The following is an 18,365-nucleotide window of genomic DNA, read 5'->3' as shown; positions in this document are numbered from 1 at the left end:
CTACAGCCCCGCTCTACCCGCAGGAGCACCGTGGCAACTGGCCGAACTCACCGACCGGCGACCCGCAGCCGAGGGATTCCCGAGGCCACCGTCGCCCGGCTTCCGCTGTACCTCCGCGCTCTGACCGCGCTGTCGGAGCGCTCGGTGCCCACGGTCTCCTCCGAGGAGCTCGCGGCCGCGGCGGGGGTCAACTCCGCGAAGCTGCGCAAGGACTTCTCCTACCTCGGCTCCTACGGGACCCGGGGCGTCGGCTACGACGTCGAGTATCTCGTCTACCAGATCTCCCGCGAACTGGGCCTCACCCAGGACTGGCCGGTCGTGATCGTCGGTATCGGTAACCTCGGCGCCGCCCTGGCCAACTACGGCGGGTTCGCCTCCCGCGGCTTCCGGGTCGCCGCGCTGATCGACGCCGACCCGGCCATGGCGGGCAAGCCCGTCGCCGGGATCCCCGTGCAGCACTCCGACGACCTGGAGAAGATCATCCAGGACAACGGCGTGTCGATCGGCGTCATCGCCACCCCCGCCGGTGCCGCCCAGGCCGTCTGCGACCGGCTCGTGGCCGCCGGTGTCACCTCCATCCTGAACTTCGCGCCGACCGTGCTCTCCGTGCCGGACGGCGTGGACGTGCGCAAGGTCGACCTCTCCATCGAGCTGCAGATCCTCGCCTTCCACGAGCAGCGCAAGGCCGGCGAGGAGGCCGCCGCCTCCGACGGCGGCGTCCCGGCCACCGCAGCGCGCAGCGACTCCGCCGACCAGGGGCCCGACGGGGACATGCCCGCCGTGATGCCGGCATGAGCCTCCTCGTCGTCGGACTCAGTCACCGCAGCGCCCCGGTCAGCGTCCTGGAGCGGGCCTCGCTCAACGCGGACGCGCAGGTCAAGCTGCTCCAGGACACGGTCGCCGCCGAACCGGCCGCCGAGGCCGCGGTGCTCGCCACCTGCAACCGCATCGAGCTCTACGCCGACGTGGACAAGTTCCACGCCGGTGTCGCCGAGCTGTCCACGCTGCTCGCCCAGCACAGCGGGGTCGGCCTGGAGGAGCTCACTCCCTATCTCTACGTGCACTACGAGGACCGGGCCGTCCACCACCTGTTCTCGGTGGCCTGCGGGCTGGACTCGATGGTCGTCGGCGAGGGGCAGATCCTCGGCCAGATCAAGGACTCCCTGGCCCGGGCGCAGGAGCTGCACTCCGCGGGCCGGCTGCTGAACGACCTGTTCCAGCAGGCCCTGAGGGTCGGCAAGCGCGCCCACTCCGAGACCGGCATCGACCGCGCCGGCCAGTCCCTGGTCACCTTCGGCCTGGAGCAGCTGGCCGCGGGCGGCGATGTGGAGACCTGGGCCCGGGGCAAGAAGGCCCTGGTCATCGGCGCCGGGTCGATGTCCTCGCTGGCCGCGGCGACGCTCGCGCGGGCCGGGGTCGCCGAGGTCGTGATCGCCAACCGCACCTTCGACCGCGCCGAGCGCCTCGCCCGGATCCTGACCGAGGGCGACGACACGGACGTGCTGGCCCGCGCGGTCCCGATGGAGTCGGTGCCGGTCGAGCTGACACGTGCCGATGTCGCCGTCTCCTGCACCGGCGCGACGGGCCTGGTCCTGACGGCCGAGTCGGTCGCCGCCGCGGTGGACGGCCGTACGGCAGCCCCGTCGGCCGTGTCCGACGGTGACGGGCCGCCCGCTCCGGGCGGCGAACCGGGCCGGGCGACGGCCACGGGAGCGCAGCGGGGCAACCTGCCGGCCACCGGACTCGGCGGCGAGGACGGCTGTCCGCTGGACCTGCCCGCGGTGCAGGGCACCGCCGGATTCTCCGTGCTGGGCGAGGCGGCCGTGGCCGGTATGGCCGCCGCCGACCTGGAGCAGCACGCGGCGTGGGTGGACAACGGCACGGTGGGCGGCGCCCAGCGCGCGGCCCGGCCGGGGACGGCCGGCCCGCTCGACCCCGCCCCGGACGCCGACGCCATCGCCGCGCTCGCCGCGACCGTGGCCGCCGTCGGCCGGATCCCCGAGCGGCGCAGGCCCGAGCCGGTCGACGAGCCGCCGCGGCCCGAGCCCGTGCTCTTCCTGCTCGACCTGGCGATGCCGCGCGACATAGACGCGGCCGCGCACCGGCTGACCGGGGTGCGGCTGGTGGACATCGAGTCGCTGGCGGAAGCCTCCGCGGGCGCTCCGATGGCTGCCGATGTGGACCAGGTCCGGCGTATCGTCTCCGACGAGGTCGCGGCCTTCGGGGCGGCACTGCGGGCCGCGCACATCACGCCGACCGTGGTCGCCCTGCGCACCATGGCCGCCGATGTCGTGGCCAGCGAGATCGCCCGCCTGGACGGACGGCTGCCCGGCCTCGACGACAAGCACCGCGCGGAGATCACCCAGACCGTGCGGCGCGTGGTGGACAAGCTGCTGCACGCGCCGACGGTACGGGTCAAGCAACTCGCGGCCGAACCCGGCGGCGCCGGGTACGCCGACGCGCTGCGGACCCTGTTCGACCTCGACCCGGAGGCGGTTGCCGCCGTCTCCCGGGCCGAGGACAGCACAGAGAAAGACCGAGGGCCGGCATGAACGACAAGGCGCTGAGGCTCGGCACCCGGCGGAGCAGGCTCGCCATGGCCCAGTCCGGGCAGGTGGCCGAGGCCGTGAGCCGGGTGACCGGGCGGCCCGTCGAGCTCGTCGAGATCACCACGTACGGCGATGTCTCGCGTGAGGCGCTCGCCCAGATCGGCGGCACGGGTGTGTTCGTGACCGCCCTGCGCGACGCGCTGCTCAAGGGCGAGGTCGACTTCGCGGTGCACTCGCTGAAGGACCTGCCGACCACGCAGCCCGACGAGCTGGTGGTGGCCGCCGTACCCGCGCGGGAGGATCCGCGGGACGTGATCGTCGCCCGGGACGCGCTGAAGCTCACCGACCTGCCGAGCGGGGCCCGCATCGGTACCGGCTCGCCGCGCCGCATGGCCCAGCTCAACGCGTACGCGCGCAGCCACGGCCTGGACATAGCGACGGTCCCGATCCGCGGCAACGTCGACACCCGGATCGGATACGTACGCTCCGGTGAGCTCGACGCCGTCGTGCTGGCCGCCGCCGGACTGAACCGGATCGGCCGGGGTGACGAAGTGACCGACTTCCTGTCGGTCGACACGGTTTTGCCCGCCCCCGGCCAGGGGGCACTGGCGATCGAGTGCACCGCGGGCAACGCGGACCTCGTCGCCGCGCTCGCCGAACTCGACGACCCGTTCACGCGGATCGCCGTGACGGCCGAGCGCTCACTGCTCGCCGCCCTGGAGGCCGGTTGCAGCGCCCCTGTGGGCGCGCTGGCCGACCTGTTGGCCGACGGGCAGATTGTCAAGGAAATGCGCCTGCGCGGCGTCGTCGGCACGACCGACGGCACGCGCATGGTGCAGCTGTCCACCACCGGTCCCGTGCCCGAGACGCACGACCGGGCAACGGCGCTCGGTCGCGAACTCGCGGCCGAGATGCTCGCCCAGGGCGCGGCCGGTCTGATGGGGGAGCGAGCACATTGAGCCCCACCACCCTTTCCGCCGGTCCTGAACACGGGCACGTCACCTTCCTGGGTGCCGGACCCGGAGATCCGGGACTGCTGACTCTGCGCGCCGTCGAGGCGCTGGCGAACGCGGACGTCCTCGTCGCCGAGCACGAGGTGCTCGACGTCGTACGCCAGCACGCCAGGCAGGGCGTCTCCGAAGTGCACACGGACTCGGATCCTTCCCAGGATCCGGCTCCGGGCACAGGAACGCCCCAGCTGACGGTCGTTGACGGTACGTCAACCGCCGCAGCCGCCCCCGCGGTGCGGGATGCCGCACATCTTGTCATGGAGGCCGCGCGGGGCGGCAGGCGGGTCGTGCGTGCGGTGTCCGGAGACCCGGGCCTCGACACGTACGCCGCCGAGGAGATGCTGGCGTGCGCCGCCGCCGGGGTGCCCTTCGAGGTGGTCCCCGGTATCGCGAGCGCCGTCGGTGTGCCCGCGTACGCCGGTGTGCCGCTGCGGGACGCGCAGGGCGCGGACGTGCGGTTCGTCGACGCGCGCACGGCCTCGGACCGGTGCTGGACGGAGGTGGGGGCGTCGGACGGCACGGTCGTCGTGTCCACCACGCTGGACTCCGTCGCGGCGGCGGCCGGCGAGCTCGTCTCCGCGGGTCGCAAGCCGGACACCCCGATGACGGTCACCGTCGCCGGTACGACCACCCGGCAGCGCACCTGGACCGCCACGCTCGGCACGATCGCGCAGACGCTGAAGCAGGCCAAGGTGCTGCCCTCGCCCGAGGGCGGCCGGCCGGTGATAGCCGTGGTCGGTGAGCGTTCCGCCGCCGCCCAGCGCGACCAGCTCGCGTGGTTCGAGTCCAAGCCGCTGTTCGGCTGGAAGGTGCTCGTACCGCGCACGAAGGAGCAGGCGGCGTCGCTCTCCGACCAGCTGCGGTCGTACGGGGCCGTGCCGCACGAGGTGCCGACCATCGCCGTCGAGCCGCCGCGCACGCCCCAGCAGATGGAGCGGGCGGTCAAGGGGCTCGTGACCGGCCGCTACGAGTGGATCGCCTTCACCTCGGTGAACGCGGTCAAGGCCGTGCGGGAGAAGTTCGAGGAGTACGGGCTCGACGCGCGTGCCTTCGCGGGCATCAAGGTCGCGGCCGTGGGCGAGCAGACGGCCAAGGCGCTGATCGCCTTCGGCGTGAAGCCGGACCTGGTGCCGAGCGGCGAGCAGTCGGCCGCCGGGCTGCTGGAGGACTGGCCGCCCTACGACCCGGTCTTCGACCCGATCGACCGGGTGTTCCTGCCGCGTGCCGACATCGCCACGGAGACGCTGGTCGCCGGGCTGATCGAGCTGGGCTGGGAAGTCGACGACGTCACGGCCTACCGGACCGTGCGGGCCTCGCCGCCGCCCGCGGAGACGCGCGAGGCGATCAAGGGTGGTGGCTTCGACGCCGTGCTGTTCACGTCGTCGTCGACCGTGCGGAACCTGGTCGGTATCGCCGGCAAGCCGCACAACGTGACCGTGATCGCGTGTATCGGCCCCGCTACCGCCAAGACGGCAGAGGAGCACGGGCTGCGGGTGGACGTGATGGCTCCCGAGCCGTCCGTGCACAAGCTGGCGGAGGCGCTGGCCGACTTCGGCGCGAAGCGCAGAGCCGCCGCTGTGGAGGCCGGGGATCCGGTGACGCGGCCGAGTGAGCGGCGTCCTGGGGCTCGGCGGCGGCGTTCGACGACGTGAGCCCGTAGGGCGTCGGCGGATCGAGGTTGTGGGCTGCGGCTACGCGGGGGGCACCGCGTGGCCGTAGCGCAGCAGGTTGGACGGGTCGTAGGTGGCCTTGTCGTGGCGGAGGCGGTCGTAGACCTTCGGGGTCCAGGCGCGGGCGCGGTCCTGTTCGTCGCCCGGGGTGCCGTGGATGTTGACCATGGTGTGGCCCGTGCCGTACGGGGCCATCGCCGTGTAGAGCCGTTGCGTCGCCTGTTCGATGGCCTCGGCGGCGGGTGGGGCGGCCAGGACGCCGACCGAGTCGATGAAGTACAGGGCGTCGCGGGCGCAGACGGCGTCCTCGACGGGGGACGGGCGGGACATCGCGCCGCCCATGTGGCGTATCTCGACCATCAGCAGGGGATGGTCGGCGCCTGCGGCGGGGCCGGCCTGCTCCAGGAACGTGCCGATGGCGTCGGGGGTCAGATCGCGCAGGAGCAGGCACGACTCCCTTGCGGGGAGCGGGTCCTGCGGTTCCATGTGGATGCGGTCCAGGGCCGCGTGGTCCATCACCTCGACCGTGTCGACGGCCACGGGGGCCGCTTCGCGCAGAGGTGCGATCAGTGCCTCGCCGTCGGCCGGGAGGCCGGGCCAGGCGATCGCCACGCGGGCCCAGAAACCGCCGCGCAGCGGTTCCGGGATCTGGGGGATGGGCGGCAGGCGGAGGATCGTGAACGCGCTGCACATCTGGTCCGGGACGGTGCGCGTCCAGTCCGCCCAGGCCCGCAGCAGGGCTTCGGCGTGTTCCCCCCGGCAGTAGATGCCGCCGCCGTAGAGGCGGGGGAGGGGGAGCAGTTCGGTGACCAGTGAGGTGACGACGCCCACGTTGCCCTTGCCGCCGCGCAGGGCCCAGAACAGTTCCGGTTCGTGCTGGGGGTCCGTTTCGCGCAGCCGGCCGTCCGGGGTGACGACCTGGAAGGAGCGGACCAGGTCGGCGGCGTAGCCGTAGGCACGGCCGAGGACCGGGAGTCCGCCGCCGAGGGTGTAGCCGATGACGCCCGCGTCCGTGGAGGTGCCGCACAGGCCGGCGAGGCCGTGCGGGGCGCCCGCGGCCATGACGTGGCTCCACTTCGCGCCCGCGGCGATGGTGGCCGTGCGGGTGGTGGGGTCGATCCGTACGTCGGTCATGCGGGCCGTGTTGATCAGGAGGCCCTTTTCGATGGGGAAGTTGGCGCCGTGGCCGGTGGCCTGGACGGCGACGGGGGTGCCGGTGGCCTTCGCCCAGCGCATGGCGGTGACGATGTCGTCGGGGCCCGTCGCTCCGATGGCCACGTCCGGGGTGTGCAGGGCGGCCAGGTTGAAGCCGGTGACCTCGTCGGCGTAGGCGGGGTCGCCGGGGCGCAGGACCGGGCCGTTGATCTCCGAGAGGGCGAAGATGTCGGGCGTGTCGTGGCGGGTGGTCATCGCGTCCTCCGTGGGTGGCGTACGGAGGGACGGCGGCGGCGGGGGGTGGTGCTGGCCGTCGGGGTCCTTGTCCTGGGTGTTCTTTTCAGGATGGACCTGGGGGGTGGTGGGCGCATTGTGGGGCTGTGGGGTGCCTGGTGCTCGGCGTGTGGGGGCCGGGGCCGGGTGGGCGCGCAACTCGGCGCGACGAGGTGCCGCTGCACCCACCCGTACCGCCCCTAGCGGCACGCATGCCCGCAGCTGGGTCCGACAGTGCGTCGGCATCGGCGGGTGTGGGGCGGGCGTAGCGTAGGTGGCATGACGACGTACGGATCTTTTCCCGGTACGCGGCCGCGGCGTTTGCGGAGCACTCCCGTCATGCGTCGGATGGTCGCCGAGACCCGGTTGCACCCCGCCGATCTCATTCTTCCGGCCTTCGTGCGGGAGGGCGTCAGCGAGCCGGTGCCGATCGCGGCCATGCCGGGGGTCGTGCAGCACACCCGGGACAGTCTGAAGAAGGCCGCCGCGGAGGCCGTCGCGGCGGGGATCTCCGGGATCATGCTGTTCGGCGTGCCGGAGGAGTCGAAGAAGGACGCCGCGGGGACGGCGGGGACCGACCCGGACGGGATTCTCCAGGTCGCCATCCGGGACGTGCGGGCCGAAGTCGGTGACGACCTGCTCGTCATGTCCGATCTGTGTCTCGACGAGACCACCGATCACGGGCACTGCGGGGTGCTGGACTCCCAGGGGCGGGTCGACAACGACGCGACCCTGGAGCGGTACGCCGAGATGGCCCAGGTGCAGGCCGACGCCGGCGCCCATGTGGTCGGGCCCAGCGGGATGATGGACGGGCAGATCGGCGTCATCCGTGACGCCCTCGATCAGATCGGCCGGGAGGATGTCGCCATCCTCGCCTACACCGTGAAGTACGCCTCCGCGTTCTACGGGCCGTTCCGGGAGGCCGTCGGCTCCTCCTTGCAGGGGGACCGGAAGACCTACCAGCAGGATCCCGCGAACGTGCGTGAGTCCATGCGGGAGCTGGCCCTCGATCTGGAGGAGGGCGCCGACATGGTCATGGTCAAGCCCGCCGGGCCGTACCTGGACATCGTCGCCCGGGTCGCGGACGCCGTGGACGTGCCCGTCGCCGCCTACCAGATCTCCGGCGAGTACTCGATGATCGAGGCCGCCGCCGAGAAGGGCTGGATCGACCGGGACCGCGCGATCATGGAGGCCCTGACCGGTATCCGGCGGGCGGGCGCCCGGAGCATCCTCACCTACTGGGCCACCGAAGTGGCCCAGCGGCTCAAGGATCAGTAGGACAGGGCGTCGTCCCTGTCCCGCAGCCAGTACGTGACGGTCAGCGAGCTGTCGTAGTACACGCCCCCGGAGGGCAGCCGCGGGATCGCCGAGGGGCCGCCGCTGCTGTTCGGCGTGCGGCCCTGGAAGCCGACCGTGAGCTTGTGGCCGGTGGTGCCGCCGTCGCCGCTGCCGTCGGCCGCCGACAGCAGCACGCCCGCGTAGCCGGACTCGCCGGGGGCCAGGGTGGTCACCGCCTGCGGCTTGGAGTCCTCGATCGGCTGCGGGGCCCACTGCATCTCGTCGAAGCGCAGCACCGGGTAGTAGGTGAGGTCGCACATCTTCGAGCCGGTGTTCTTGACCGTAATCAGCATGTGGTTGAGCGGGCGGGGGACCGGCTGGGCCGTGACGGTGGTGTTCGTGCCGTTGCAGGAGACACGGTCGGCCGGGGCGGCGGCCCCGGGCTTCGTGCCCTGCGGATTGCCGGGCTTCGCGCTCGGGTCCTTCGCGTTCGTGGCCTTGCCGGCAGCCGCGGTCCCTGCCGTGTTGCTCGCCTTGTCGGCGGCCGCCTTCGTGGGCGTGGTGCTCGCGGTCGCGGTCGCGGTCGCCGTCAGCTGCGGCTCGGCCGCGCCCTCGTCCTTCGTGCCCGTGCCGTCCTGGCAGGCGGTGAGGGCGAGCGCGGCCAGGAGGGCGGCGGGGAGAGCGTGGTACGTGCGCATGGGTGGTTCCCTTTCGGACAAAGGTCGTCGGCAAGAAGGCCTGAGCGAGCCGCTCCACCGGTCGTCCGGGAGCGGCGTGCTTGGATGACCAGAGCTTGTGCGGTGATCCGTCCCGGCCGCCACGACCGGCGGGGGATCAGGGACGGTGGAACGCCCGCACCGGCCTTGACCAGGGGAAACGACCCTCCCCTGGAATGGGGGAACGGGACATGGGGGATGGAGGAACGGTGTCGGAAGGCACGGCTGCGGCGGACTTCGCCGCGTTGCTGGGGGAGTTGAAGGAGCGGTCCGGGCTGAGCTACGGGGTGCTCGCCAAGCGGCTGCACATGAGTACGTCGACGCTGCACCGGTACTGCAACGGGGATGCCGTACCCACCGATTACGCGCCCGTGGAGAGGCTCGCCCGGCTGTGCAAGGCGTCGCCCGAGGAACTCGTCGAGCTGCATCGGCGGTGGGTGCTGGCGGATGCCGGCCGAGGGCGCAAGGGGGCCGGCGCCGCTCCGGCCGGGGAGGCGGTGTCCACGGAGACGGCGTCCTCGCAGGCGGCGCCCACGGAGGCGGCGTCCGAGGTGGAGGCCCCTTCGGAGGCGGGCCTTGCGGAGGAGACGGGCGAGAGCGTTTCCGAAGAGTCGGGTGACGTTGTTTCAGCAGGGCCGGTGGACCGCCGCCCGCGCCGTCCACGTCCCGCCCTGCTCGCCGCTGCCGTCGTGGCCGTCGTCCTGAGCGGGGTCGGGCTCGCCGTGGCCCTCCCCTCCGGCGGGGCGGACGACGACGGGCGTCGTGGCTCGGCGGCTGTCTCCGACGGCCATCGGCAGCAGCCCGATGGCGGCCCGGCCGCATCGCTGTCGCCGTCGGGCAGTTCCTCTGCCGCCAGCGGCAAGAAGAAGAGCGGAAAGGACGCCGCCTCCGCGACGCCCACCTCATCCGCCTCCGCCTCCGCCACCGGTAGCGGTAGCGGTGCCGGGGCCGACCGCCCGGGGCGGGACGCCGCCGCGGGACCCGCTCCCCTCACGGTGCGCACCGAGCCGCACGCCTGGGAGAGCCCCTGTTCCCAGCGCTACCTGGTGAACCGGCCGCCGGGGCGCGTGGGGCCGCCGCCGCTGGAGCAGGACGCGCCCGCCTGGGTGGGGGCGATGGGTGCCGTGCCGTCGGGGCAGCAGTATCTGAAGGTCACCGTGCAGGGCACCGGCAAGGAGACGGTGGTCGTCGACGGGCTGACGGTCCGGATGGCCGGCAAGCGTGCGCCGCTCGCCTGGAACGACTACGCCATGGGCTATCCGGGCGTCGGCTGCGGGGGCAACGTCCCGACCCGTTCCTTCACGGTCGCTCTCGACGCCGCGCGTCCCGCCGTCGTCCCGGAGGCGGGGCACGACGACTTCCCGTTCAAGGTGAGCGAGTCCGACCCGGAGGTCTACTACATCCGGGCCGACGCCTCCGCGTACGACGTCAGCTGGTACCTGGAGCTGAACTGGTCCAGTGGCAGCCGGAGCGGCACGCTGACGGTGGACGACCGGGGCAGGCCCTTCCGCACGAGCGGGAACAACGGGCGTCCGGCGTACGAGTTCCCGCTGGGCGGCGACAAGTGGGTCCCGGCCGGGACCACCGACTGACTCAGTGGAACTCGTGCACCAGCTCGATCCTGCCGACGATGTGGGCGTTGAAGTTGGCGCCGTCGTGCTTGACGTTCCAGTCGCGCGCGATTCGGGCGGCATGGGCACCAACAAATCAGTTGAACCGTTAGGTTGTTGACCGTCGGAGTGGTTACTGATTGAACCACCTACTCTCCAGGGAGACGTCCATGTCCGGTGACGCCCTCAGTCAGGATCCCGCCGAGCTGCAGAGGAGGATCGACAGCAGCAAGGCGCACCCGGCCCGGGTCTACGACGTCTTCCTCGGCGGCAAGGACCACTACCCGGCCGACCGGGACGCGGCCGCCGCCGCGCTCGCCGCCAACCCCCGCGGGTACCTCGACGTACGGCACAACCGCGACTTCCTGCGCCGTGCGGTGACCACGCTGGTGGAGCAGGACGGCATCCGGCAGTTCCTCGACATCGGCACGGGACTGCCGACCGCCGAGAACGTGCACCAGATCGCGCAGCGCATCGCGCCCGACGCGCGGGTGGTGTACGTCGACAACGACCCGGTCGTGCTCGCGCACGCGCGGGCCCTGCTGACGAGCGGGCCCGAGGGGCGCACGGACTACATCGACGCCGACCTGCGGGACCCGGCCCACATCCTGGAACTGGCCGCCAAGACCCTGGACTTCGACCAGCCGGTCGCGCTCTGCCTGGTCGCCGTCCTGCACTTCGTCGCGGACGAGGAGGCGTATCCGCTGGTGCGCGAGCTGCTCGACGCGCTGCCGGTCGGGAGCCGGCTGGTGCTCAGTCATCTCACCGAGGACCTCAACCCCGAGAACATCCGCGCGGTCCAGCGGACGTACACCGAGCGGGGGTTCACCTTCGTGCTGCGGTCCCGGGCGGAGGTCGAGCGGTTCTTCACGGAGAACTCCCTGGAGATCGCCGACCCGGGGATCGTCCCGGCGCACCGCTGGCGGCCCGACCACGCGGCTCCCGTCCCCGAGCGGCCGGAGGAGTCGTACCTCGCCGGTCTCGACGACATCGAGAAGGTCCGCTACCAGGACATCAACGACGTCACGGACGCCGACATCAACGTGTACGCGGGGATGGCCGCCAAGGGCTGAGCAGCGGCTCCCCGTCCGGATCGCGGAAATGTGTTTGTAGGCGGCACGTACTTCTCTAGGCTGCGGCGCACACGTCGTCACCGCAGTCGAAGGAGCCGTGTCATGACCGTCACCGAGCCCGCGCCCGCCCACTCTCCCGTGCCGCCGCTCGCCGCGCGGGCGCGGTCGGTCGGCGGTTCTCCCGTGCGGGACATCCTCGCCGTGACCGCCCGCCCCGAGGTGATCAACTTCGCGGGCGGGCTGCCGGCGCCGGAGCTGTTCGACGCGGCGGGCATCGCGGCCACGTACCGGGCCGTCCTCGCCGAGGAGCCCGCGCGGGCGTTGCAGTACTCCACGACCGAGGGCGAGCCCACGCTGCGGGCCGCGCTCGCCGACCGCGCCACGGCACGCGGACTGCCGACCGGTCCCGACGATCTGCTCGTCACCACCGGTTCCCAGCAGGCCCTCTCCCTCCTCGCCACCGCGCTGCTCGAACCCGGGGACACCGTCCTCGTCGAGGACCCCTGCTACCTGGCGGCCCTTCAGGCGTTCGGCTTCGCCGGAGCGCGGGTCGTGCCCGTGCCCGGCGACGAGCACGGTGTCGATCCCGAGGCGCTGGAGGAGCTCGTGGTGCGCGAGCGGCCCAAGCTGCTCTACACCGTGCCCACCTTCCAGAACCCCACCGGCCGCACGCTGCCCGCCGGGCGGCGCGCCGCCGTGGCCGCGGTCGCCGCCCGGCGCGGGCTGTGGATCGTCGAGGACGACCCCTACGGGCAGTTGCGCTACGACGGTGAACGCGTGCCGTGGATCGCCTCCCTCCCGGGCGCCGAGGACCGCACGGTGCTGCTCGGCAGCTTCTCCAAGGTGATGGCACCCGGTCTGCGGCTCGGCTGGCTGCGCGCGCCCGGTGAGCTGCGGCGCGCCTGTGCCGTCGCCAAACAGGCCGCCGACCTGCACACGCCGACCGTCAACCAGCTCGCCGCGGCCCGGTACCTCGCCGACCACGACCTGGACGCCCACGTCACGCGCGTCTCCGGCGTGTACCGCGAACGCCGGGACGCCATGCTCGCGGCGCTGCCCGGCGCGCTGCCCGAGGGGTCGGTCTGGACCCGGCCCGAGGGCGGCATGTTCCTCTGGGCGCGCCTGCCGGAGCCGTACGACACGACGGCCCTGCTGCCGCAGGTGGTGCGGCACGACGTGGCGTACGTCCCCGGCGCCCCCTTCTACGCCGGCACGCCCGACCGCACGACCCTGCGGCTGTGCTTCGTGACGCAGACGCCGGAGGAGATCGAGGAAGGGCTGCGGCGGCTGAGCAAGGGGCTTGCCGGTACGCCGGGGGCCTAGGACCAACGTCGGAGCGGCATGTCCGGCTGTGGGCCGCGGACCGGGTGGGTCCGGTGTGGTTACGGTGACGTCATGCTCGACTCCATTCCGTTCGACCTCGACGTGTATCTCCGGCGGATCGGGTGGGAGGGGGAGCGGCAGGCCGACCCGGCCACGCTGCGCGGTGTGCATCTGGCGCACATGCGGGCCCTCCCGTTCGAGAACCTCGACGCACTGCGCGGCAGGGCCCCCTCCCTCGATCCGGCCGACCTCGTGGCCAAGCTGGTCCACAGCCGGCGCGGCGGCTACTGCTACGAGCACAACACGCTGTTCGCCCACGCGCTGGAGGCGCTGGGCTTCCGGGTGACCCTGCTGGCCGCGCGGGTCGCCGTCGGCGCCGACACCCTCGCGAGCCGGCCCCGCACGCACATGGCGTTGCTGGTGGAGGTCCCCGGCGAACCGCGGCCGTACCTCGCGGACGTCGGCTTCGGGGCGATCGGCGCGCTGCTGGAGCCGGTGCCGCTGGTCGCGGACGTCGAGTTCGCCGGGGCCGGGCGGCGGCACCGCCTGGTGCACGTGCCGCACGACGGCCCCCTGGAGATGTGGCTGCTCCAGGCCCACGACCCGGGGAAGGACGACTGGAGCGGCCAGTACGCCTTCACCCTGGAGCCCTTCGAGAAGCCCGACTTCGACGTCATCAACTGGCACATCGCGACCAACCCGCGCTCGCCGTTCGCCCAGCGCGTCTACTGCCAGCACATCAACGCCACCCGGCACCTCCTGCTCGACGGCCGGCTCCTCACGGAGTCCCACCCCGACGGGACGGTCACCGAGCGTGAGGTGACCGGTGAGGCGGAGGCGCGGCGGCTCCTGGAGGAGGAGTTCGGCATCACCGCGCCGGAGGGGATGACGCTGCTGAGCGGCTGACGCGGGCGTCGAAGCACTCGCGGCTGCCTCCCGTCGCCGGGCGGAAGCAGGCCCGGACGGTCGTGCCGGGGCGGGCTTCGGTCATGGGCGTGTAGACGTAGGACTGGGCGGCGATGCCGTCCGTGATCTCGGCGGCGTGCGGACGGCGGCCCCCGTGGGTCCTGTTCAGCTCCAGTCGGTCGCCGATCCGCGTGCTCCACATCCGGGCCCAGCCGGCCTCGCACTTGTCGCTGTAGCGCAGTTCGAGGTGGGCTCCGGTGGACGTGCGGTGCGAGGCGAGAGTGAGCGGGGCAGCGCCGCATCTCATGTGCATCGGGCTCCTGCCCTCGCAGGCGGCTCCCCGGCAGCGGGGCGCCGGGGCGGACGGGGGCGGCGGGGACGGCCGGGGGTCGCCGGACTGGCCCACGAGGAGGACCAGGGCCACGGACAGGCCGCCGGCCGCTAGCGCGCACACCGACGCGAGTACCGCCAGGGCCGCGCCCCTGCCGGCGGCGGCAGACCGGGCGTCCGCCTCCGGGTGCGCGGGCGGGTCCGCAGGTGTCGTCGGAGCCGCACGGCCGCTCCACTCCGACTCCGCCAGTTCCCACAGCGCGAGACACCGGCCCTCCGGTTCCCCCGCGAGCCGGCACAGCTCCCGCACCGCCTGGCGCGGCGGGAGCGTCCTGCCGTTGAGGTAGCGCTCCCAGGACGACTTGCTGAAGGTGGTCTTCGCCGCCAGGGCCGCCAGGCTCAGGCCCGTGCCCGCCTTCAACTCCCTCAGTGCGGAGGCGAGCCGGGCACGTTCGGGCGGCGGCGGGCCGGGCGGGGTCCGCGTCATTCCCGCAGGGCCTTCCAGGTGTGCGGGCCGATGATGCCGTCCACGACCAGGCGCGCCCGCTTCTGGAGGTCCCTGACCGCGCGTTCCGTGTGCGGGCCGAAGATGCCGTCCACGACGCCCGGTGAGAGGCCCGCCTCACGCAGCAGGCACTGTGCCTCGGCCACCTCCGGTCCGGCGTGGCCCTTCGCCAGGATGGCCTTCATGGTGCGGCTGTTGCCCGCGTACCAGCGGCCGTCGATCCGGTCCGCGCGGCAGGTGTACCGGGTCCGCTCCGACTCCTCGGGCGATCCCGGTGCCGTCGTGGCGGAGGCGGTGAGGCCGGCCGCCACCGCTCTGCCCTGACCGTCCGTGAGCCGTACGGCCAGCAGGACCGTGGCGGCGACGGCCAGCACGAGGGCCACGGATCCGGCGATCAGCGTGATGCGCAGTGCCCGGCCGTGGGGACGGGGGGTGTCGGTCCCGGGCTCGGTCCCGGCCGTCTCGCCCTGTCGATCCACCCGATCCGGCCGATCCGCCCGATCGGTCAGATCCGCCGGGTCCGCGTGGCCGGCCCCCTTGCCCCACGCCTCGGTGGCGACCTCGTGCAGTGCGAGGAGGCGGGTCGGGTCGTCACCGCCGAGCCGGGCCATCGCCTCGACGGCCTCCCTGGGCGGGAGCGACCTGCCGGCCAGGTAGCGCTCCCAGGACGACGTGCTGTACCCCGTCTTGGCCGCGAGCTGGCGCAGGCTCAGTCCGCTGTGGTCCTTCACCCGGCGTAATCGCACCACCAACTGCCGTACGCACGGGTCCAGTTCTTCGGGCAGCCCTTTCCAACGCGACATGTTCCCCCCACTCGCGTTCGTGGACCGTGGTCAGCGGTCCCCGTCACCGCCGCATTCTGCATCAGCATCCACGCGGTGCCCCATACCTAGGTTCCGTTCTCCCCGCCGCCCCCTACCGATTCGGCCACACCCTGCCGCGACCGTCCCGCCGTGTCGTCCCGGCGTACGGCGTCCCCGCAGGTCAGCGTGTGGGACGTCCCGTCAGGACGTCACTTGCGCGGCGACTGTGGCGGCTCCGGGCCCCGGGGCCGCAGTCTCGTTGCCACGCAGCACCCAGGAGCACTCGCAACCATCGGAGGGGAACTCATGCGAGCACTCACGAAGACACTCGTCTGTGCCACCACCGCCATCGGGATCGCCGTCGGGGGCCTGGCGACGGCCGGTCCCGGTGTCGCGGCGGAGACGAGGCCGGCGGCGAGCGCCGAGGTCAGCCCGCTCGCGGTCGTCAACCTCGGCCTGACGGTCGAGGAGGCCAAGAAGGTCCAGCGCGTCCTGAAGGAGCACTGGCAGTACCAGGGCAAGATCGACGGGAAGCTCGGCACCGACAGCTGGAAGGCGCTCCAGCGCTTCCTCAAGAAGCACTACGGCTACAAGGACAAGATCGACGGGAAGGTCGGGCCCAACACGGTGATGGCGCTGCAGCGCTGGCTGAAGGCCAAGTGGGGGTACAAGGGCGAGATCGACGGAGACCCCGGGCCGGGGACCCGCGCCGCGTTCAAGCGCATGGCGAACGCCTGCCCCAACTGCTGACCCGGCACCGCCGGTTCCGTCGACAGACCGCGGCCCGTCCTCCCCACGGGGGAGAGGACGGGCCGCACCCGTGTGCGGGCGTACGGGCCGCAACCCTCAGCGCGAGCGTTCCGCCAGGGTCAGCAGCAGGTGCGCGGACTCCGGCCGCAGGAAGTCGGAGTGGGCGCCCGAGGGATGCAGCCGGGTACGGCGGCTGCCGCGGTAGAGCCAGTCGGCGTCCACGTTGACCAGCCGGTGATCCAGCGTGGCCTGCTCGTAGACCTCGGACGTCGGCAGCAACCTGGTCGTGAACTGGGGAACCGGTGCCGCACCGGCGCCCGAGTGGCCGATTCCGGGTGCCTTCTCGGCGCGCAGGTGCCAGAAGCCGGTGGCCCGGTCCCAGCGCGAGTGCGTCAGGGCGAGCGGGCCGCGCAGGGGTGCGCCGGGCCGCCCGTCGCGCGGGAACAGCGTGTCGAAGTACCGGACGAAGGCGTCGCGCGGGGCGGCCATCTGGAAGATCAGGGCGCTGTCCACGGTGAACGGGCGGCGCGGATCGTGCGGTGTGCTCCAGCCGAGCACGGGAGGCTTCTCGGCGGCCCGCTGCACCGCCTCGCACAGGAACCGGCCGCCGAAGGAGTGCCCGACGAGGTGGAGGTACTGCCCGTGCCGGTTGGCCAGGACCGCGGGGCCCGTCGGGTCGGTGCGTTCGGTGTCCAGGTAGCCGAGCAGGTGGCCGAGGACGTACGGGGCGTGCCCGGTGCCGTCGGCGCTCATCGCGTGGGCGCGGTCGCGGATGCGGCGGTAACCCTTGAGCGTGGGCAGGCTGGACGACGGCCAGCGCACCACCACGCACCAGGGGCGGTAGCCCGCCTTCAGCCCGGGATAGCGCTCCGGCGCCGCCTCGTACAGGTCCAGGGAGTGCCGCAGCAGGCGCTGGGCGGTCCGGGTGGCGCTGCTCGGCGCGGTCTGCCAGCCGTGCACGTACACGTGGATGTCGGTCGCCCAGCGCGGGACGGCCAGGCTCCGCGCCAGGTGCTCGGCGACGCGGCCGGCGGGCACGGGCACGTCGCTGCCCGGCAGTGTCAGCCTGCCCTTGTCGTCCAGGTCGATCTCGACGGGCGCGGGCAACCGGGTCCGCGGGCCGGTCATGAGACGAGCCTCAGCCGGCTGTCGATGCCGCAGTGCAGCGAGTAGGCCAGGGCGAGCGGGTTGCGGAACTCCGAGGCGAACCGTCGCACCAGCAGCCGGCTTATCTCGCCGGCGGTGTAACGGCCGGTCAGATACAGGTCCAGAAAGGCGTACGCGTACTCCGTCGCGAACTCCTGGGGCATGTCGATCTGCGGGGCGAGGACGCCGTCCGCGCCCATGTCGATCAGTTCCTGCCCGAGGTGCTTCAGCCGGCCGGGCGCCGCCGCCCGTGCCGTGCCGCAGGCGTTGAGCAGCACGAACGGCTTGAACCTGGCCCGTGAGTCGTGACGGAAGCGGCGCCGTTTGCGGGACACCACCGGCCCGTCGATGTGCTCGTCGTCGGAGAGCCGGATGGACAGCCCCGGGGTCGACGGTCCGCTCTGCACCATGCGGCCGTGGCACCAGAAGTACATGACGTCCTCGTTGAGCACCGGCCCCGCCAGGGCGTGCAACAGGTCGCTGCCCCGGGAACGCACGATCAGCCGGGAGCGCTGCTCCAGCAGCTTGTGCACCTCGCGCGCGCGGCCCACGCGGTCCAGGGAGTCGTCCTTGTTGAGGCTGGTGGTGGCCAGGTCGCGCTGGCCGAGCGGGGCGTGGTCCCAGGGATAGCCGGTGGTGGTCTGCTCGACCTGGTGCCGGTGGCCCAGGAACGCCTCCCAAGGCGTGGCACACGCCGCCGGATCCACGGCGAGCATGGGCCACGGCAGATACAGCCGGGAGTCGAAGCTGATCCGCAGCGTCTCCTTGCCTGCAAGTGCGGTCAGCAGGAACTCGCGGAAACGGCCCAGGTCGTAGCCGCTGCCGTGGAGCATCACGTCGAGCAGGTCGTACCCCTCCTCGGCCAGCTTCGCCGTCACCGAATCGGCCCGGTCGGCGAGTTCGCTGAGGTCGGCGGTCTCCGCGAAGGGCCGGCTGCCGACCAGCGCCCCGGACTCGTCGCCCTCGCTGCGGTAGTACACCACCAGGTCGTGCCACCTGTTACGCAGGCGGTCCGCCCGCTCCAGCAGGTCGTCGGGGGAGACCTCCAGCGGCGCCTCGTGCCAGCGCGGGAACGCAGGGTCCGAGGACGCGTCCGGGGCGCAGGCGAAGATCGTCAACACCTTCTCGCTGGTGCGGTACAGCTTCACCCGCAGCTCCGCCGGCGGTTCCCCGTCCGGCGGACGCGGGGTGCTCCCGGGCTGCGGCGGCACCCCCGTGAAGCCGTGGGAGGGGTCCCTCAGTACCTCCACGGCCAGATCCTGCGGCAT

The 18,365-nt window shown here is 72.8% G+C and carries 16 protein-coding genes; 10 read left to right on the top strand and 6 right to left on the bottom strand.

Annotation, left to right across the window (positions count from 1 at the left end; translation table 11 throughout):
• The first annotated feature begins 30 nt into the window (after nt 1-30).
• From GTY47_RS28485 to GTY47_RS28470, 4 genes are read left to right on the top strand one after another with little or no spacing between them, the layout of a single operon-like run.
• On the top strand, nt 31-795 hold the full coding sequence (locus tag GTY47_RS28485) for a redox-sensing transcriptional repressor Rex (protein WP_010043521.1): 765 nt from the start codon (nt 31-33) through the stop codon (nt 793-795).
• Nucleotides 792-2,552 carry a glutamyl-tRNA reductase gene (locus GTY47_RS28480; RefSeq protein WP_010043519.1) on the top strand — a complete coding sequence of 587 codons (1,761 nt, stop codon included), beginning with the start codon at nt 792-794 and terminating at the stop codon, nt 2,550-2,552. Before GTY47_RS28485 ends, GTY47_RS28480 begins: the two co-directional genes overlap by 4 nt.
• Nucleotides 2,549-3,508: a hydroxymethylbilane synthase gene (gene hemC, locus GTY47_RS28475; protein ID WP_010043512.1), complete on the top strand. Its 960-nt coding sequence runs from the start codon at nt 2,549-2,551 to the stop codon at nt 3,506-3,508. Before GTY47_RS28480 ends, hemC begins: the two co-directional genes overlap by 4 nt.
• Nucleotides 3,505-5,211 (top strand): bifunctional uroporphyrinogen-III C-methyltransferase/uroporphyrinogen-III synthase, encoded by a 1,707-nt coding sequence (locus GTY47_RS28470; protein WP_010043509.1) that lies wholly within the window; start codon nt 3,505-3,507, stop codon nt 5,209-5,211. The genes hemC and GTY47_RS28470 overlap by 4 nt, the downstream gene beginning before the upstream one ends.
• 39 nt (nt 5,212-5,250) lie before the next feature.
• On the opposite strand, the gene GTY47_RS28465 is transcribed toward GTY47_RS28470, so the two are convergent.
• On the bottom strand, nt 5,251-6,639 hold the full coding sequence (locus GTY47_RS28465) for an FAD-binding oxidoreductase (protein WP_010043507.1): 1,389 nt from the start codon (nt 6,637-6,639) through the stop codon (nt 5,251-5,253).
• 297 nt (nt 6,640-6,936) lie between these two features.
• Here GTY47_RS28465 and hemB point away from each other — a divergent pair, with 297 nt between their 5' ends.
• Complete coding sequence (hemB, locus tag GTY47_RS28460) at nt 6,937-7,935, top strand: porphobilinogen synthase (protein ID WP_029181426.1); 999 nt, start codon at nt 6,937-6,939, stop codon at nt 7,933-7,935.
• Here hemB and GTY47_RS28455 read toward each other — a convergent pair.
• Nucleotides 7,929-8,633: a DUF4232 domain-containing protein gene (locus GTY47_RS28455; RefSeq protein WP_010043503.1), complete on the bottom strand. Its 705-nt coding sequence runs from the start codon at nt 8,631-8,633 to the stop codon at nt 7,929-7,931. The genes hemB and GTY47_RS28455 overlap by 7 nt on opposite strands.
• A 227-nt stretch (nt 8,634-8,860) precedes the next feature.
• Here GTY47_RS28455 and GTY47_RS28450 point away from each other — a divergent pair, with 227 nt between their 5' ends.
• The 4 genes from GTY47_RS28450 (at nt 8,861) to GTY47_RS28435 (ending at nt 13,563) form a co-directional block, all read left to right on the top strand.
• The gene (locus GTY47_RS28450; protein ID WP_010043501.1) at nt 8,861-10,243 is read left to right on the top strand and encodes a helix-turn-helix transcriptional regulator; all 1,383 of its coding nucleotides are present in this window, start codon (nt 8,861-8,863) and stop codon (nt 10,241-10,243) included.
• A gap of 188 nt (nt 10,244-10,431) precedes the next feature.
• On the top strand, nt 10,432-11,334 hold the full coding sequence (locus GTY47_RS28445) for an SAM-dependent methyltransferase (RefSeq protein ID WP_010043500.1): 903 nt from the start codon (nt 10,432-10,434) through the stop codon (nt 11,332-11,334).
• A 102-nt stretch (nt 11,335-11,436) separates the two neighbouring features.
• On the top strand, nt 11,437-12,657 hold the full coding sequence (locus GTY47_RS28440) for a PLP-dependent aminotransferase family protein (protein ID WP_010043499.1): 1,221 nt from the start codon (nt 11,437-11,439) through the stop codon (nt 12,655-12,657).
• Nucleotides 12,658-12,729: 72 nt separating this feature from the next.
• On the top strand, nt 12,730-13,563 hold the full coding sequence (locus GTY47_RS28435) for an arylamine N-acetyltransferase (RefSeq protein ID WP_010043498.1): 834 nt from the start codon (nt 12,730-12,732) through the stop codon (nt 13,561-13,563).
• On the opposite strand, the gene GTY47_RS28430 is transcribed toward GTY47_RS28435, so the two are convergent.
• Both GTY47_RS28430 and GTY47_RS28425 read right to left on the bottom strand, forming a co-directional pair.
• Nucleotides 13,526-14,380, bottom strand: coding sequence for an XRE family transcriptional regulator (locus tag GTY47_RS28430; protein WP_010043496.1), 855 nt, complete (start codon nt 14,378-14,380; stop codon nt 13,526-13,528). The two genes, GTY47_RS28435 and GTY47_RS28430, sit on opposite strands and share 38 nt — an antisense overlap.
• Nucleotides 14,377-15,201: a peptidoglycan-binding protein gene (locus GTY47_RS28425; RefSeq protein WP_029181425.1), complete on the bottom strand. Its 825-nt coding sequence runs from the start codon at nt 15,199-15,201 to the stop codon at nt 14,377-14,379. Before GTY47_RS28425 ends, GTY47_RS28430 begins: the two co-directional genes overlap by 4 nt.
• Before the next feature lie 306 nt (nt 15,202-15,507).
• On the opposite strand from GTY47_RS28425, the gene GTY47_RS28420 reads away from it, so the two are divergent.
• A complete protein-coding gene (locus GTY47_RS28420) occupies nt 15,508-15,951 on the top strand; it encodes a peptidoglycan-binding domain-containing protein (protein WP_010043492.1) in 444 nt (147 codons plus the stop codon).
• 96 nt (nt 15,952-16,047) lie between these two features.
• Here GTY47_RS28420 and GTY47_RS28415 read toward each other — a convergent pair whose 3' ends face one another.
• Nucleotides 16,048-17,079, bottom strand: coding sequence for a hypothetical protein (locus GTY47_RS28415; RefSeq protein WP_010043490.1), 1,032 nt, complete (start codon nt 17,077-17,079; stop codon nt 16,048-16,050).
• A complete protein-coding gene (locus GTY47_RS28410; protein ID WP_010043488.1) occupies nt 17,076-18,365 on the bottom strand; it encodes a hypothetical protein in 1,290 nt (429 codons plus the stop codon). Before GTY47_RS28410 ends, GTY47_RS28415 begins: the two co-directional genes overlap by 4 nt.

It is taken from the genome of Streptomyces sp. SID5464, assembly GCF_009862985.1.
In the GTDB taxonomy this organism is placed as follows: Bacteria; Actinomycetota; Actinomycetes; order Streptomycetales; family Streptomycetaceae; genus Streptomyces; species Streptomyces chartreusis_D.
Note: the sequence above shows the minus strand (reverse complement) of the source record. Positions and strands in the feature narration are given on the sequence as shown.

Bases quoted from the DNA above. Each gene is read 5' to 3' on its own strand.
- GTY47_RS28445 (WP_010043500.1), top strand. From the start codon at position 10,432: ATGTCCGGTGACGCCCTCAGTCAGGATCCCGCCGAGCTGCAGAGGAGG.
- hemC (WP_010043512.1), top strand. From the start codon at position 2,549: ATGAACGACAAGGCGCTGAGGCTCGGCACCCGGCGGAGCAGGCTCGCC.
- GTY47_RS28465 (WP_010043507.1), bottom strand. From the start codon at position 6,639: ATGACCACCCGCCACGACACGCCCGACATCTTCGCCCTCTCGGAGATC.
- GTY47_RS28440 (WP_010043499.1), top strand. From the start codon at position 11,437: ATGACCGTCACCGAGCCCGCGCCCGCCCACTCTCCCGTGCCGCCGCTC.
- GTY47_RS28425 (WP_029181425.1), bottom strand. From the start codon at position 15,201: ATGTCGCGTTGGAAAGGGCTGCCCGAAGAACTGGACCCGTGCGTACGG.
- GTY47_RS28455 (WP_010043503.1), bottom strand. From the start codon at position 8,633: ATGCGCACGTACCACGCTCTCCCCGCCGCCCTCCTGGCCGCGCTCGCC.
- hemB (WP_029181426.1), top strand. From the start codon at position 6,937: ATGACGACGTACGGATCTTTTCCCGGTACGCGGCCGCGGCGTTTGCGG.
- GTY47_RS28415 (WP_010043490.1), bottom strand. From the start codon at position 17,079: ATGACCGGCCCGCGGACCCGGTTGCCCGCGCCCGTCGAGATCGACCTG.
- GTY47_RS28430 (WP_010043496.1), bottom strand. From the start codon at position 14,380: ATGACGCGGACCCCGCCCGGCCCGCCGCCGCCCGAACGTGCCCGGCTC.
- GTY47_RS28480 (WP_010043519.1), top strand. From the start codon at position 792: ATGAGCCTCCTCGTCGTCGGACTCAGTCACCGCAGCGCCCCGGTCAGC.
- GTY47_RS28420 (WP_010043492.1), top strand. From the start codon at position 15,508: ATGCGAGCACTCACGAAGACACTCGTCTGTGCCACCACCGCCATCGGG.
- GTY47_RS28410 (WP_010043488.1), bottom strand. From the start codon at position 18,365: ATGCCGCAGGATCTGGCCGTGGAGGTACTGAGGGACCCCTCCCACGGC.
- GTY47_RS28435 (WP_010043498.1), top strand. From the start codon at position 12,730: ATGCTCGACTCCATTCCGTTCGACCTCGACGTGTATCTCCGGCGGATC.